This is a genomic window from Leisingera caerulea DSM 24564, from assembly GCF_000473325.1.
GTDB classification, from domain to species: Bacteria; Pseudomonadota; Alphaproteobacteria; order Rhodobacterales; family Rhodobacteraceae; genus Leisingera; species Leisingera caerulea.
The window spans coordinates 1,177,873-1,191,842 of sequence record NZ_KI421513.1 but is presented as its reverse complement, the minus strand read 5'-3'; the positions used below and the strand labels follow the sequence as shown (position 1 = coordinate 1,191,842).

Sequence of the window (13,970 nt, the reverse complement as noted above, 5' to 3'; positions counted from 1 at the left end):
AGCTCATGACGGCCGGACGGCAAACAGACGGTCTTCGCGCGCCAGCAAGGTGCGCAGCGCTTTCAGGCACCGGTAGTGGTTGTTGCCGATCAAGGCGTCCGTTGCTTCTGCCAGCGAGGCGCGGCTGTCGGGGTCGGTGAACACTTGGCTCAGCTCCTCGATCCGGCGCAGCATCGGCAGGCGCTCTTCCTCGGGGTCGGCATCGCCGGACAGAATCAGCTGCGCGGCATAGCAGACCCGGCGCACCGGTGTATTGGCTTCTTCGGGATGAATGGCATCGCGCAGGCGCAGAATGTTGGCATCCGGGGTTACAATGGAGAGGCGGCTGCGGCGGTCGCCGTTTTCAATCACCGCGCCATTCACAAGGACACGCTCCTTGGGGGCAAGTTTCAGGACAAGTCCGCTCATATTCAGGAAGCTCCGCTGCGGAGGCCACGCATGATGGCCGTATTGATTTCCACCAGGGGCCGAACATTGGCCTTGCGCTGAAGCACTTTGCTGGTGTGCTGTCTCGTGAATTCCGCCAGTTCAAACAGATTCAGCTTGAGATCATCCGGCAGAGCGTTGCCTTTGGACGCGAGATCCGCAGTGAAAATGGACCAAAGCTTTCGGTTATCATTCAATGCAACTGCAAGTTCATTGAACCCGCCGCGGCCTTTCTGCGCCGCCGTGATCAGCTGGCGCGTGACGCGGGCGACCACCTCATACTCGAAATTCTTAGCTGTCCGGGTCGGGGACTTTGCCGCCGAGTAGGCACTCTTCGCCTTCAGAAGGGCATTCACGTGTTTTCCTAACGTATTATTCTTCAGGTTCTCTGAGAGGGAAGACCGGGGCGCTATCAGCGCCCCGGGTCAGGCTGTTAACGGAACAGCTGCTGCAGGGTCGATGGCGCCTGGTTCGCGATGGTCAGTGACTGCACCGCCAGCTGCTGCTGGGTCTGCAAGGCTTTCAGTCGCGCAGACGCCTCTTCCATGTTGGTGTCGCTCATGGTGCTAACGCCCGATTTCAGCGAGTCCGTCAGTTTCGAGACGAAATCGTTCTGGTCGGTCAGGCGGTTGGCGTCGGCACCCAGCTGAGCTGCGGAGTCGATTGCAAAGGACAGGGCCGCTTCGATTTCAGTCAGAACGGTTGCCGCGTTGGTCGAGTCGAGGGTGGTGGCCAGAATGTCGCTGATCGAGGTTGTCGCATCGATGTGGGCAACTGCGATCACGTCGGTACCTGCTTCGAGACCGCCCTGAACTTGCAGTTGGGTCGCACCCGAAACGTCCAGCAGGTTGGCACCGTTGAAGGACGCCGAAGAGATGATCGAGTCGATCTGTTCCTTTTTCTTGGCCAAGTCGTTTGCGATCTTGTTGTGGTCCACGTTCTGGGAAACACCTGCAACGGTCAGCTCGCGCATTTCCTTCAGCGTTTCCACGATCTGCTCCATGCCAGAGGAGGCAACAGCGACGGTAGCCTCACCGAAATCCAGAGCATCGGAGACGGCTTCAAACGCTTGAATGTCCGATTCCATCGACTTGGAGATTGCCCAGACAGCGGAGTTGTCCTTGGCTTTGCCGACCTCTTTACCGGTCGAGATCTGGTTCTGGGTTTCTTCCAGGTTGTTGTTCACAGTCTTCAGAGTCTGCAAAGCAACCATTGCGCCGTTATTTGTCAGAATGCTGGTCATAGCTTTTTCCTTTAGCTGCGGGGCGCTTTGGCCCCTTTATTCTGTGCCCCGGCGGGGCGTTGGTTGACGTCTTTCTGACTGTGCGTTCCGCCGTCTGGCTTCCGCGCCACCCCTCATGAGGTGCAAGGCGACTTTGGCGCAGGAGTTGCTAAGGGAGTGCTAATGCCGGGATTTGGATTTTTAGAATTTTCCCAAAATTGCATCAGGCGCGTTTTTCCAGCTTGGCGCCGCTGCGGGTGCCGTACCGGTTCCTGCGTCCGGCCTGGTCATACACGTCCAGCCCCTTCCGGATACGGCGCAGTTCGGCCATGCGCGCCGCGACGGAGCGGATACCGTCCATGGCGCTGTCCAGCAGCTGCTGATTACGGGACACTTTGGTCTGAACCTGCGCCAGAGACTCGCGTTCCAGCTCTGACACAGAGTTCAGCTTGCCGATCACTCTCTCCTTTTTGGCAAGAAGCTCTTCCAGCTTGCCAAGGTCGCCAGCCATCAGGGCAGTACGCTCGCGGTCGAGGATTTGGTCCAGCTCATCAATGAGCTTTTGCGGTTTCAGGTCACTCACCTTGGGTCTCCTTCAATGCGTGATAAAGTGATTCGGCCAGGCCAATGCCGCCAGAGCGGGCAATCTGATTGGCCTGTTCGCGGATAAGAAAGCTGGAAAACTGGTCTTCGCCTGCGCCGCCGCCAAAACCTTCTCGGGATTCGCCAAGGCCTGCGGATTTCAGCATTTGCGCAAGAAAAGAGGCTTCCAGCTCAATAGCGGCCTCGCGCAGCGGGTCGCTGCCTGCAGGCCGTGCGGGGGGAACTGCAGATACAGTCTGCAGCGTGTTGGGCAGTAGATCTGGCATGTCCGGTTCTCCGGTTGAATGTCGAATTTCATCGATTTTCTGAAACTGCGCCGGAACCGGTTAAAATTGCCGTAACCGCTTTTGGATAAGTCTGTCCGGGTCGAGATAGAATGTCTGGAAGACGATCATGATGATGAATTCGATCCTTGGCTTTGAAGCCGGTTCTGTTGGCAAGGTGCCGGCCGTGACCGGGGAGTCATCCAAAAAATCTAACAGTTCCAGTGATTTTGCTGATCTTGTCGCGGCTCAATCTGGCCGTGAAAGAGCAGCTTCTGATGCGGTTTCAGGTGAGAGAGACCCGGCAGAGCCGGAAGCCGGAACCGAATCAGACGGACTTGAGGCCGAGGGGGCCGGAACTGAAAAAGATAAGCCCGGAGCCGCAATGGCTGCGGCCGGAGCAGGAACGACCCAGGCCGGACCGGGAATGACCGAGGCCGGACCGGGAGTGACCGAGACCGGACCGGGAATGACCGAGACAGGAGCAGGAGTGACCGGGGCCGGAACCGGAACGCCTGAGGGTGTAGCCAAACTTAATGAGGCAGACGCAGGGCTTGCGGGGACTGCAGCCAAGCATCCTGATGCCGAAGTCGGACTCGCTGAGGCCGAAACGGATGAAGAGCCGTTGGGCAGCACTTCTGGTCATACCGTTTCAGAAGCCGCAATTGCGGCAGGACAGGAGCGCTCCGCTTCTGATCCTGACACTGAGCGCAAGCAAATGCCTCCGGTCTCTACAGACCGTCCAGACGGCGGAGAACAGCGGAGTGAAAGCGGTCGTGCGTCCGGTGCCGGAATGCCCTCCCGCGGAAACGGTTTTGAAGTGCAGTCGGCTGCAGCCGCCTCAGACGGCCCAGAACAGGCAGTCGGCCGGGCCAGGGAACAGAACCAGGCAGACGCAGTCAGCGGCCAGACCGTAACAATCGAGGAATCCTCTCGAACTCAGGCAGCTGGACAAGATCAGGCAGAGGCTGCCCCCAGCCGTGACGCAGCGAAGCTGTCGGACATAAGCGCGAATCCGCAGGCGTCCGAAGCAAAGGAGGCCAACGCTACCGCCCGCGTGGCTCCGGAAATGTCAGTAAAGGCGGCCGCAATTGCCGATGCGCAACCGCCGGCAGGACGGCGGCAATCCAGCACCGCTGCGGGGCAGGGAGACAAGGGTATTGCGGTTTCCGGGCAAGCGCCTGCCGCCTCCATTCACGCAGCGGCCCCCGCATCTGTGACCTCCAATTCTCCACTTATGCAGGCGGACGCCCAGCAGGCGGTTACGCCGCCCGAGGGCGCGGTACAATCCAGAGTACCAGCCGCACCAGGCATGGTTCAGGCGCTTACCACTGGCCAAGCCGCGCCAAAGGGGCCAGGACATAGAGCCGACGCTGCAACAACGGTGCTTAGCAGCGATGCTCCGGCAGACGCTGAGGCAGTTGAAACCGGCAGGTTGATTTCCGGCGTGCTCAAGGCCGGGGAAATCCGTACCGCCGCGGCAGCGTCCGCACCGCAACCGCTTCAGCCCGCCACTGCCATACTTCAGCCGTTGATGGCCGGCGGGCTTGCCGCGGGTTCGCCGGGTGCAGAACTGCTGTCTGGATCCGATGACTTGCTGCCGGGCGCATTTGGCCTGTCCGGCGAGGTGCCTGGACTGACACAGCTTCTGGCTGAGGCCTCCATTGGCACAGGCACGGTGCACAGACCCGAGACGCCGCGCATGGTTGCGGCACAACTGGCCGAGGCATTTGCGGCCAAGGGCGAGCAGAAAGTTGAGGTTTCGCTGAATCCGCAGGAGCTGGGCCACGTGAGGATGCGCGTAGTGGCCGGTGAAACGGGCATCACAATGATTATTCAAACGGAACGGCCGGAAACCGGCGATCTTATGCGCCGCCATATTCACGAATTGGCCGAAGAATTCCGCCGCATGGGGTATGAGGACATCTCCTTTGAATTCAGCGGCGGCCAGACAGGCGGGCAATCCGCGAATGATGCGGATGGCGGCGCAGGATCCTCTTCCGGGGGCGCAGGATCGCGCAGCGCCGATGCGGCGGATACCACTGAACCAGTAACGCAAAACCTCCGGCTGGGTGAAACCGGCGTGGACATGAGGGTCTGATCAAATGACAACAGCAGTCACTTCCGCGGGAACCCCTGCGGCACAAACCACTTTGCAGCCGGCGGCCTCCCAGAAAACATCCGGGCTGACATCCGACTTCGAAACCTTCGTGAAAATGCTGACAGCGCAAGCAACGAACCAAGATCCGCTGGAGCCGCTTGATTCGACCGAATACGCGGCACAGCTGGCTCAATTCTCAATGGTGGAGCAGCAGACCAAGAGCAACACTTTGCTCGAAGGCCTGCAATCACAGCTTGGCCTTGCAAATATGGCGGCACTGTCCGGCTGGGTCGGGATGGAGGCGCGAGGCGTGGCTCCGGGCTATTTTGACGGCAGCGGCGAAATTACCATTGCGCCTAACCCGGCGGCTGCCGCGGATTCGGTGACTTTGGTCGTACAGGACACCAAGGGCGCCGAAGTGCAGCGCGTAACCCTGCCGGTCTCGGCTGAACCTTACCAGTGGACGGGTCTGGATGATGACGGCAATCCGCTGGAAACGGGGGAGTACAAGTTCGTCATCGAAAGCAGAAAGGGTGACGAGCTTTTGCTGCAGGAATACGCCGAGATTTATTTCAAGGTGAACGAGACCCGGATGCAGGGCGGCGATGTGGGACTGATCACAGAAGGCGGTTCGGTAGTCTTGGCCTCTGCCGTCAGCGCGCTTCGCGATCCGCAAAGCTGATCCGGCAGTATCCGCAGGCGGAAAAACTGTCTAAGAACAGGGCGGCATAATACCGGAGACCACCCTGCAAACGCTGCCTGACCAGTTCGAAGCCCGTTTCTTTGCGCATCTATCCGCGACGGGCCTGTATGTTCCCGCGCCCCGGCGACTGACCGGGGGGCGTTCAAACCATGTCTGGCGGGCAGGCGGGCTGGTGATCAAACTGTATGCCGCGGATGGAAACAACCCGCTGTTCGCCAATGACCCGGCGCGGGAAATTGCGGTGCTGACCGTTCTGTCCGGCACTGGGATGGTGCCGTCGCTGGTCCAAACCGGGGTGTTCGAGGGCCGCAGGTGGCTGGCCTATGCCCACGTCAACGGCAGTCCCTGGCAGCAGGACACCGGCCATGTCGCCCAGCTTCTGGGGCGGCTGCACGATCTGGCACCGCCGCCGGGCTTGCCGGAGGGCGTGAACGGCAGCGCCGCGCTTGAGGTCCAAACCTTTGAGATTCTGAAAAGCTGCCATGATCGGGATCAGCTGGCGGCCTTGCGCCCGCTTGGGCAGGTTCCTCCGCTGCCGCAACCGGTTCTAATCCACGGCGATCCTGTGCCCGGTAATCTGCTGGCGCATGATGGCACCCTGACGCTGATTGACTGGCAATGTCCGCAGATCGGTGATCCGGCGGAGGATCTCGCGCTGTTTCTGTCGCCTGCAATGCAGCTGATGTACCGGGGGGCGCCGCTGTCGAAGCCGGAGGAGGACGCGTTTCTCGCCGCCTATCCCGACCCGCGGATTGCCGGCCGGGTGCTGGCGCTCAAGCCCTGGTTCCACTGGCGCATGGCGGCCTATTGCCTGTGGCGGGCTGAGCGCGGCAGCGCCAGGGACCGGGAGGCGTTTGAGCTGGAGCGCGCGGCGCTTCAGTCCATCAGACCAAGCAGCGCATAGGCTGGCGGCATCAGGACCCGGCGGGCGCGGCCAAACGGGAACCGCGCCATTTTCTGCATTACGGGAGAGTAGGGCAGGTCAGGCGTCCGGCCCTGGACCAGATCGCTCAGCAGCCGCCCGGCATAGCTGCCCATGGCGACTCCGTTGCCGTGGTAGCAGAGACCGGCATAGAGGCCCGGCATCTCCGGGACCGGCGCCACGAAGGGGACCAGATTCCGGGACAGGCACACCATGCCGGACCAGCAATGGGTGGTCTCGACAGTATGCCAGGCCGGGAACATCATCTCAAAATCCTGCCGCAGCTTGCGCCGGATTGCGGCCTCGGCCCGCGGCGAGGCCTGCAGCCCGCCGCGCATTCCGAACAAAAACCGCTTGTCCGGCATTAGCCGGAAATAGTGCAGCAGGTTGCGGGTATCATAGGCCATCTGATGCGAATACCAGCCTTGCGCCTGCAGCTCGGCCTCCGTCAGCGGGCGGGTCACCATGACGGTGGACTGCGCAGGCATGTAACGCCCGGCCAGCCAGCCCGGCAGGTCCTCGGATGAGTAGCCATTGGTGGCGATGATGACTTTAGAAGCCCGCAAAACGCCCTGATTAGTCGCAATTCTGTAACCGCCGCGGTCTTGACGTACCGACTGGGCAGCACTGCGCTGATAAAGGTTGGCCCCGGCACCTTGGGCGGTCTTGGCCAGGCCGATCAGGTATTTGCGCGGGTTCAGGGCAAAGCCAACCGGCGTTGTCAGCGCCGCATGGAAAGAGCCGTTCAGACCGTTCTCCGCCAGCTGGTCCCGGGTCAGGAAGCCCGGATCCCCACCTGCGGCGCGTATGGTGTCGGCTTGCGCCCGCAGGCGGCGCGCGGCCTTTTCGCTATGCGCCAGCTGGGTTTCCCCGTCCGAGTGGGTGTCGGCGTCGATGCCATGGACGTTCAGCAGATCCCGCACCAGATGCACCGCGGCTTCCTCGCCGGCGTCATAGGTGTCTGCAGCCTGTTTTCCATAAAGGCGGCGCATGGCGGAGCCAGAAAGCTTGGACCCGCCAAGGCAGCAAAACCCGCCGTTGCGGCCAGAAGCGCCCCAGCCCGGGGTTTCGGCCTCCAGCACCGCGACGGACACCCCGCTTTCCGCCAGATGCAGCGCCGCCGACACCCCGGTAAAGCCGCCCCCGATGATTGCCACATCGGCGGACACCTCCCCCTGCAGCATCGGCCAGTCCGGTGCCGCGATGGTCTCGTCCCACCAGCAGTTGCTGCGCGGGCCGGGACCATAGGCGTAGGCAGAGAAAATCCGGCGCATCAGGCGCGCACCGCGGCCTGTTCCTCCCGTTTCTGACGCGCCACCTGATGCTTGGTCACCAGCGAGGCGGTGATAACTCCGACGGTGACAATGCTGATCATGATCGTCGACAGCGCGTTTATCTCGGGGCTGACGCCCAGGCGCACGGCAGAGAAGATCTTGATCGGCAGGGTGGTGGCTGACGGACCGGCGGTAAAGGAGGCGATCACCAGGTCATCGAGCGACAGGGTAAAGGCCAGGAGCCAGCCGGAAATTACCGCGGGCGCAATGATCGGCAGGGTTACCAGGCGGAAGGCCTCCGCCGGGGAGCAGCCCAGATCCAGCGCCGCCTCCTCCAGCGAGCGGTCAAAGCTCACAAGGCGGGAGGACACCACCACCGACACATAACACATGGAGAATGTGGTGTGGGCCAGCACGATGGTAAACACGCCGCGGTCCAGGCCGATGCCGATGAACAGTAGAAGCAGCGACAGGCCGGTGATCACCTCTGGCATCACCAGCGGCGCATAGATCATGCCGGAAAACAGTGTCCGCCCCATGAACCGCCCGCCGCGCACCAGCACATAGGCCGCGATGGTGCCCAGGACAGTCGCTATGGTGGAGGAGAACACGGCCACTTTCAGCGTCACCCAAGCGGCGTTCAGAAAGGCGTCGTTTTGCAGCAGTTCCCCGTACCATTTTGTCGAGAAACCCGCCCAGACGGTGACCAGCTTGCTTTCGTTGAAGCTGAAGATCACCAGGATCACCATCGGGATGTAGAGGAAAGCAAAGCCGAGGGTCAGCGATACGGCGTTAAACCAGCTCAGGCGGTTCATTGCTCGGCCTCCTGCTGTTTCTGCTGATTGCGCTGGAACAGCACGATCGGGATGATGAGCAACAGCAGCAGAACCACCGCCACAGCGGATGCCACCGGCCAGTCGCGGTTCGAGAAGAACTCCTCCCACAGAACCTTGCCGATCATCAGGGTGTCCGACCCGCCCAGCAGGGACGGGATCACGAATTCACCCAAGACCGGAATGAAGACCAGGAAGCTGCCGGCAATGATGCCGTTTTTAGACAGGGGAATGGTGACCAGCCAAAAGGCCGTGAGGCGCGAGCAGCCCAGGTCCTCTGCCGCTTCGATCAGCGAGCCGTCCAGACGTTCCAGAGCCGAATAAACCGGCAGGATCATGAAGGGCAGGTAGGTGTAGACGATACCGATGTAGACAGCGGAATTGGTGTTGAGGATGGTCAGCGGTTCGGAGATCACGCCGGTCCACATCAGAAACTGGTTGAGGAAGCCTTCGTTGGACAGGATGCCCATCCACGCATAGACGCGGATCAGGAAGGACGTCCAGAACGGCAGGATTACCAGCATCATGAGCGTCGGCCGCCACTCGGCAGGCGCGCGGGCCATGCCATAGGCAATCGGGTAGCCCGCAAGAAGGGTCAGCAAGGTGGAGGCGGCGGCGATCTTCAAGGAGCTGAGATAAGCCTTCCAGTAGAGATCATCCTCCGTCAGCCAGACGAAATTTTCAAAATCCAGCTCCGCCAGGAAGGCAGAGATACCCTCAGCCCAATCGAATTGCGGAACGTACGGCGGGATTGAGACCGCGTAATCCGACAGCGAGATTTTCAGGACAATGGCAAAGGGCACCAGGAACAGCGCCAGAAGCCAGGCATAGGGGACGGCAATTAGAACAAAGCGGCGCATCATTCTGCCAGCAGAACGCCTGCCGTGGCGGTCCAGGACAGCCAGACAGTGTCTTCCCAAGTGAAATCGCGGCGGGCGATGCGGCGGGTGTTTGCGGCTTGCGCCTTGATCAACGCGCCGGTCGGCAGTTCGACGTGGTAGGTGGAGATATTGCCGAGATAGGCGATGTCGAGGATACGGCCCTGCACGGCATTGTCCGCCGCCGCCGGTTTTTCAGCGCTGATTGAGACTTTCTCCGGGCGGATTGCCAAGTGGCATTTCTGGCCGTCGGAGAAGCCGTTGGCGGACTGTATGCTGAGTGGCGGCTGGCCTTCGTGCCAGGACATCGCATAGGTGCCGCTGCCGTTGGGTTTGGCGGTGCCTTCGATCAGGTTCACATCGCCAATGAAGTCTGCAACGTAAACTGAATTGGGTGTTTCATAGATCCGGTCCGGTGTCGCCACCTGAACGATCTTGCCGTGATCCATCACCGCCACACGGGAAGCGACCGTCATGGCCTCTTCCTGATCGTGGGTCACGATCACAAAGGTGGTGCCGGTCTTTTCCTGGATGTCCATCAGTTCAAACTGGGTGTCCTGGCGCAGCTTTTTGTCGAGCGCGCCCAGCGGCTCGTCCAGCAGCAGCAGCTTTGGCGCCTTGGCCAGCGACCGCGCCAGCGCCACCCGCTGCCGCTGGCCGCCGGAGATCTGATGCGGTTTGCGGCGGGCGAACTTCTCCAGCCGGGTCAGCCGCAGCATTTCCTCGACCCGGTCGTTGATATCGTGCTTGGGCATCCCCTCGCGCTTCAGGCCAAAGGCGATGTTCTCCCAGATCGACAGGTGCGGGAACAGCGCATAGGACTGGAACATCATGTTCACGGCGCGCTTGTTGGGGGGCACCGGGGCAATATCCTGCCCGGCCAGGAAGATCTTGCCCTCGGTCGGGGTTTCGAACCCGGCGAGCATCCGCATCAGCGTGGTCTTGCCGCAGCCAGAGGGGCCCAGCAGGGCGTAGAATTCCCGCTCGTAGATGTCGATGGTCAGATTGTCGATGGCGGTGAACTCACCAAAGCGTTTGGTGACGTTCTGGAAGTGGATCAAGGGCTTAGCCTCAGGATCGTTCCAGGGTTCGAATACGGAAGCAGTCAAGCCGGGCCTCTTCTGCGAAGTGTCGCGCGGATGTATTGGTTGGCCGCGCGAGGCACAGCCAGGCGCGTGAGGGGGTGCGGGGCGGCATATGCGCCCCGCGGGTCATGTGCGGCAGATCAGGTGCCGGACTTGATCTTGGTCCACATGCGGGTGGCCTTGCGCTGTACTTTCGGCGGGTAGCCTTCTTTGATGTACAGGTTTTTGACGGTTTCTTCGTTGGGATAGATTGCTGGATCGCCGATCACATCCTCTTCCAGAAGTTCCTGGGACGCCTTGTTGCCATTGGCGTAATAGACGTAGTTGGACGCCGTTGCCATGTTCTGTGCGTCCATGATGAAGTTCAGGAACTTGTGGGCGCCTTCAGGGTTCGGGGCATCGACCGGAATCGCCATCTGGTCAAACCACATGAGTGCGCCTTCCTTGGGAGCGTTGAACTCAATATCGACGCCGTTATCCGCTTCGGCCGCGCGGTCGCGCGCCTGCAGGATGTCGCCGGACCAGCCGAAGGCCACGCAGATATCGCCATTGGCCAGGGCGTTGATGTATTCGGAGCTGTGGAACTTGGTGACATAGGGGCGCACGGCCATCAGCACCGGCTCGGCTTTGGCCACAACATCAGCATCCATGCTGTTGGGGTCTTCGCCGATATATTTCAGGGCCGCCGGGATCATCTCGTCCGGGGCGTCCAGGAAATGCACGCCGCAGCTTGCCAGCTTTTCCATGTTCTCCGGGTTGAACACCAGCTCCAGCGAGTCGATCGGGGCATCTTCGCCCAGCACTTCCTTGACCTTGGCGGTATTCACGCCGATGCCGGTGGTGCCCCACATGTAGTTGATGGAAAACTCGTTGCCGGGATCATAGCGCGCGGTGCGCTCTTCGATCGCGTCCCACATGTTTTCCTTGTTGGGCAGCTTGGCGGGATCCAGCTTCTGGAAAGCGCCGGCCTGGATCTGACGTGCCAAAAAGGAGCCGGTCGGCACCACCACATCATAGCCCGAGCCGCCCGCCAGCATCTTGGTCTCAAGAACCTCGTTGCTGTCGAAGACGTCGTAGATCAGGTCGATGCCGGTTTCCTGCTCGAACTTTTCCAGCAGGCTTTCGTCAATGTAGTCGGACCAATTGTAGACGCGAACCTCTTCCGCCGCGGCCGCGGCAGCCGTGCCGAGGGCAACGACGGCGGTCATGGTCATCGTTTTCAGTGTCATGAATTTCTCCCTGTGCGTGCCGGTTTCGGGGTCCGGCTGTAAAAGGATTTGATCAAGTTTTGCCGCGTTCGGCAATACTCTTTATGTTTTCACTTGGCTCAGGATGGTGCAAGCTGGCCAAAATCGAGGAGGAAACCCCCAGGTGACAGAGACGACTTCGCCAGCCGAAACGGCGCAGGAAAACCAGGCGAAACTGCCCGCACATGAGATCGTTTACCAGAAGCTCAGGGCGCAGATACTGTTCGGCGAACTGGTGCCCGGCCAGGCGGTGACAATCCAAGGTTTGGTGGAGACGCTGGAGGCCGGCATGACCCCGGTGCGCGAGGCGATCCGGCGGCTGATCTCAGACGGGGCGCTGATGTTCCAGGGCAACCGCCGCGTGTCCGTTCCGCTGCTGGGGCCAGAAGATCTGGAAGAGCTTATTTTTGCCAGAAAAACAATAGAATGCGAGCTTGCGCGCCGGGCTACACAGCAGGTCGGCCCGGCGGATATAGAGGAGCTCGTGGCCATCGACAATGCGCTCGACAAGGCCATCGCGACCGGTGATGTGGCGGGCTACCTCGTGCAGAACTACAGCTTTCACTCGGCACTCTATGCGCATGCCAATGCGCCTATTCTCAGCGACATTGCCGACCGTCTGTGGCTGCGCTTCGGGCCCTCGCTGCGGGTGGTCAGCGGGCGTCTCGGCACGCAAAGCTTTCCGGACCGGCACAAGGACATCCTCGACGCGCTGCGGCGGCAGGACCCGGAAATGGCGGCATTGGCGATGGAGCGGGACGTCTACGAGGGCATGGAGCATGTGGTTCAGGGGCTGCAGGGCGCCAACTGATTCGATTGACACCTGAGAATTTGATCATATTCTGGGTCCAATCAGTCTTTCTCAGGAGCGAGTCCCATGACCGTGATCACCAACCACATGCCGACGGCCGAGCTGCAGGCGCTGGACGCGGCCCATCACATGCACCCGTTCACCGCCAACGGCGAGCTGTCGCAGAAGGGCGCGCGCATCATTACCCGCGCTGACGGTGTGCATCTGACCGACAGCGAGGGTCATCAGATCCTCGATGCGATGGCGGGCCTGTGGTGCGTCAACATCGGCTATGGCCGTGACGAGCTGGCCGAAGTTGCGGCCCGTCAGATGCGCGAGCTGCCCTATTACAACACCTTCTTCCAGACCACACACGTGCCTGCCATCGCGCTGGCTGCCAAGATCGCCGAACTGGCGCCGGGCGATCTGAACAATGTGTTTTTTGCCGGCTCCGGTTCCGAGGCCAACGACACGAACATCCGCATGGTGCGCCATTACTGGGCGCTGAAGGGCAAGCCGTCAAAGTCCGTCATCATCAGCCGCAAGAACGCCTACCACGGCTCCTCCGTCGGCAGCGGATCCCTGGGCGGCATGAGCGGCATGCACGCGCAAGGCGGCATGCCGATCCCGGACATCCACCACATCAACCAGCCCAACTGGTGGGCCGAGGGCGGCGACATGCCGCCGGAGGAATTCGGCCTGCAGCGTGCGCGTGAGCTGGAAGAGGCAATTCTGGAACTGGGCGAAGACCGCGTCGCCGCATTCATTGCGGAGCCGGTGCAAGGGGCGGGCGGCGTCATCGTGCCGCCGGACAGCTACTGGCCGGAAATCCAGCGCATCTGTGACAAGTATGAAATCCTGCTGATTGCGGATGAGGTGATCTGCGGCTTCGGGCGCACCGGCAACTGGTTCGGCAGCCAGACCCTGAATATCCGCCCCGACATAATGACCATCGCCAAGGGCCTCAGCTCCGGCTATGCGCCCATCGGCGGCTCCATCGTCAGCGATGAGATCGCCTCCGTGATTGCGGGTGATGAGTTCAACCACGGCTATACCTACTCCGGCCACCCTGTGGCGGCGGCCGTGGCTCTGGAAAACCTGCGCATCCTGGAGGAGGAGAACATCCTGGGTCATGTGCGCGACGTTGCGGCCCCCTATCTGAAACAGAAATGGGAAGCGCTGATCGACCACCCGCTGGTGGGCGAGGCCAAGATCGTCGGCATGATGGGCTCGATAGCGCTGACACCGAACAAGGAAACCCGTGCGGCCTTTGCGTCTGATGCGGGCACCGTCGGGTACATCTGTCGCGAGCGCTGTTTTGCCAACAATCTTGTGATGCGCCATGTGGGCGACCGGATGATCATCTCGCCGCCGCTGGTGATCACCCCGGAGCAGATTGACGTGCTGATTGAGCGTGCCGCCAAATCGCTGGATGAATGCTATGCCGAGCTGAAGGCGCAGGATCTGCTGCACAGCGCCTGATTCCCCTGTCCGCAGCCGCAACCGCTCCGGTTCAGCTTGCGACTCATTGCGGCCCGGCAGCCTGTCTGCCGGGCCGTTTTTTTCGGTGAAAGCTTGGGAAGCGTCGTTTTCCGGCTATTGATTTGAGTGATGCGGCGCAAA

15 protein-coding genes are annotated in these 13,970 nt (G+C 61.1%); 5 read left to right on the top strand and 10 right to left on the bottom strand.

From position 1 onward, the window contains the following. Positions 1-3: 3 nt before the first annotated feature. From flbT to CAER_RS0113140, 5 genes are all read right to left on the bottom strand, one after another. Positions 4-408, bottom strand: a complete 405-nt coding sequence (gene flbT, locus CAER_RS0113160) for a flagellar biosynthesis repressor FlbT (protein ID WP_027235787.1) — start codon at positions 406-408, stop codon at positions 4-6. 2 nt (positions 409-410) lie between these two features. Beyond that, the gene (gene flaF / locus CAER_RS0113155) at positions 411-782 is read right to left on the bottom strand and encodes a flagellar biosynthesis regulator FlaF (protein ID WP_027235786.1); all 372 of its coding nucleotides are present in this window, start codon (positions 780-782) and stop codon (positions 411-413) included. A gap of 77 nt (positions 783-859) precedes the next feature. Continuing rightward, positions 860-1,669: a flagellin gene (locus CAER_RS0113150; protein ID WP_027235785.1), complete on the bottom strand. Its 810-nt coding sequence runs from the start codon at positions 1,667-1,669 to the stop codon at positions 860-862. A gap of 202 nt (positions 1,670-1,871) precedes the next feature. After that, complete coding sequence (locus CAER_RS0113145; RefSeq protein ID WP_027235784.1) at positions 1,872-2,231, bottom strand: flagellar biosynthesis protein FlgN; 360 nt, start codon at positions 2,229-2,231, stop codon at positions 1,872-1,874. Beyond that, entirely contained in the window at positions 2,224-2,517 is a 294-nt protein-coding gene (locus CAER_RS0113140; RefSeq protein WP_027235783.1) for a rod-binding protein, read from the bottom strand. The genes CAER_RS0113145 and CAER_RS0113140 overlap by 8 nt, the downstream gene beginning before the upstream one ends. Positions 2,518-2,644: 127 nt before the next feature. Between CAER_RS0113140 and fliK the strand changes: the two genes are divergently transcribed. The 3 genes from fliK (at position 2,645) to CAER_RS0113110 (ending at position 6,222) form a co-directional block, all read left to right on the top strand. Next, entirely contained in the window at positions 2,645-4,615 is a 1,971-nt protein-coding gene (fliK, locus tag CAER_RS29255; RefSeq protein WP_084299534.1) for a flagellar hook-length control protein FliK, read from the top strand. 4 nt (positions 4,616-4,619) lie between these two features. Then, positions 4,620-5,297: a flagellar hook capping FlgD N-terminal domain-containing protein gene (locus tag CAER_RS0113115; protein WP_027235780.1), complete on the top strand. Its 678-nt coding sequence runs from the start codon at positions 4,620-4,622 to the stop codon at positions 5,295-5,297. Between the two features lie 148 nt (positions 5,298-5,445). Continuing rightward, on the top strand, positions 5,446-6,222 hold the full coding sequence (locus CAER_RS0113110; protein WP_084299532.1) for an aminoglycoside phosphotransferase family protein: 777 nt from the start codon (positions 5,446-5,448) through the stop codon (positions 6,220-6,222). Here CAER_RS0113110 and CAER_RS0113105 read toward each other — a convergent pair. The 5 genes from CAER_RS0113105 to CAER_RS0113085 all read right to left on the bottom strand — a co-directional run bounded on the left by CAER_RS0113105 (position 6,195) and on the right by CAER_RS0113085 (position 11,539). Further along, entirely contained in the window at positions 6,195-7,514 is a 1,320-nt protein-coding gene (locus tag CAER_RS0113105) for an NAD(P)/FAD-dependent oxidoreductase (protein WP_027235778.1), read from the bottom strand. The two genes, CAER_RS0113110 and CAER_RS0113105, sit on opposite strands and share 28 nt — an antisense overlap. Beyond that, positions 7,514-8,329 (bottom strand): ABC transporter permease, encoded by an 816-nt coding sequence (locus tag CAER_RS0113100; protein ID WP_027235777.1) that lies wholly within the window; start codon positions 8,327-8,329, stop codon positions 7,514-7,516. The genes CAER_RS0113105 and CAER_RS0113100 overlap by 1 nt, the downstream gene beginning before the upstream one ends. Then, positions 8,326-9,207, bottom strand: coding sequence for an ABC transporter permease subunit (locus tag CAER_RS0113095; protein ID WP_027235776.1), 882 nt, complete (start codon positions 9,205-9,207; stop codon positions 8,326-8,328). Before CAER_RS0113095 ends, CAER_RS0113100 begins: the two co-directional genes overlap by 4 nt. Further along, positions 9,207-10,334, bottom strand: coding sequence for an ABC transporter ATP-binding protein (locus CAER_RS0113090; RefSeq protein WP_027235775.1), 1,128 nt, complete (start codon positions 10,332-10,334; stop codon positions 9,207-9,209). The genes CAER_RS0113095 and CAER_RS0113090 overlap by 1 nt, the downstream gene beginning before the upstream one ends. Positions 10,335-10,450: 116 nt before the next feature. Next, complete coding sequence (locus CAER_RS0113085) at positions 10,451-11,539, bottom strand: polyamine ABC transporter substrate-binding protein (protein ID WP_027235774.1); 1,089 nt, start codon at positions 11,537-11,539, stop codon at positions 10,451-10,453. Between the two features lie 142 nt (positions 11,540-11,681). Between CAER_RS0113085 and CAER_RS0113080 the strand changes: the two genes are divergently transcribed. Both CAER_RS0113080 and CAER_RS0113075 read left to right on the top strand, forming a co-directional pair. Continuing rightward, positions 11,682-12,368: a GntR family transcriptional regulator gene (locus CAER_RS0113080; RefSeq protein WP_027235773.1), complete on the top strand. Its 687-nt coding sequence runs from the start codon at positions 11,682-11,684 to the stop codon at positions 12,366-12,368. Positions 12,369-12,434: 66 nt separating this feature from the next. Continuing rightward, positions 12,435-13,829, top strand: a complete 1,395-nt coding sequence (locus CAER_RS0113075; RefSeq protein ID WP_027235772.1) for an aspartate aminotransferase family protein — start codon at positions 12,435-12,437, stop codon at positions 13,827-13,829. The last annotated feature ends 141 nt before the right edge of the window (positions 13,830-13,970 follow it).

Coding starts and splice junctions, on each gene's coding strand:
- flbT (WP_027235787.1), bottom strand. CDS start 408: ATGAGCGGACTTGTCCTGAAACTTGCCCCCAAGGAGCGTGTCCTTGTG.
- CAER_RS0113150 (WP_027235785.1), bottom strand. CDS start 1,669: ATGACCAGCATTCTGACAAATAACGGCGCAATGGTTGCTTTGCAGACT.
- CAER_RS0113140 (WP_027235783.1), bottom strand. CDS start 2,517: ATGCCAGATCTACTGCCCAACACGCTGCAGACTGTATCTGCAGTTCCC.
- fliK (WP_084299534.1), top strand. CDS start 2,645: ATGATGATGAATTCGATCCTTGGCTTTGAAGCCGGTTCTGTTGGCAAG.
- CAER_RS0113115 (WP_027235780.1), top strand. CDS start 4,620: ATGACAACAGCAGTCACTTCCGCGGGAACCCCTGCGGCACAAACCACT.
- CAER_RS0113105 (WP_027235778.1), bottom strand. CDS start 7,514: ATGCGCCGGATTTTCTCTGCCTACGCCTATGGTCCCGGCCCGCGCAGC.
- CAER_RS0113100 (WP_027235777.1), bottom strand. CDS start 8,329: ATGAACCGCCTGAGCTGGTTTAACGCCGTATCGCTGACCCTCGGCTTT.
- CAER_RS0113095 (WP_027235776.1), bottom strand. CDS start 9,207: ATGCGCCGCTTTGTTCTAATTGCCGTCCCCTATGCCTGGCTTCTGGCG.
- CAER_RS0113085 (WP_027235774.1), bottom strand. CDS start 11,539: ATGACACTGAAAACGATGACCATGACCGCCGTCGTTGCCCTCGGCACG.
- CAER_RS0113075 (WP_027235772.1), top strand. CDS start 12,435: ATGACCGTGATCACCAACCACATGCCGACGGCCGAGCTGCAGGCGCTG.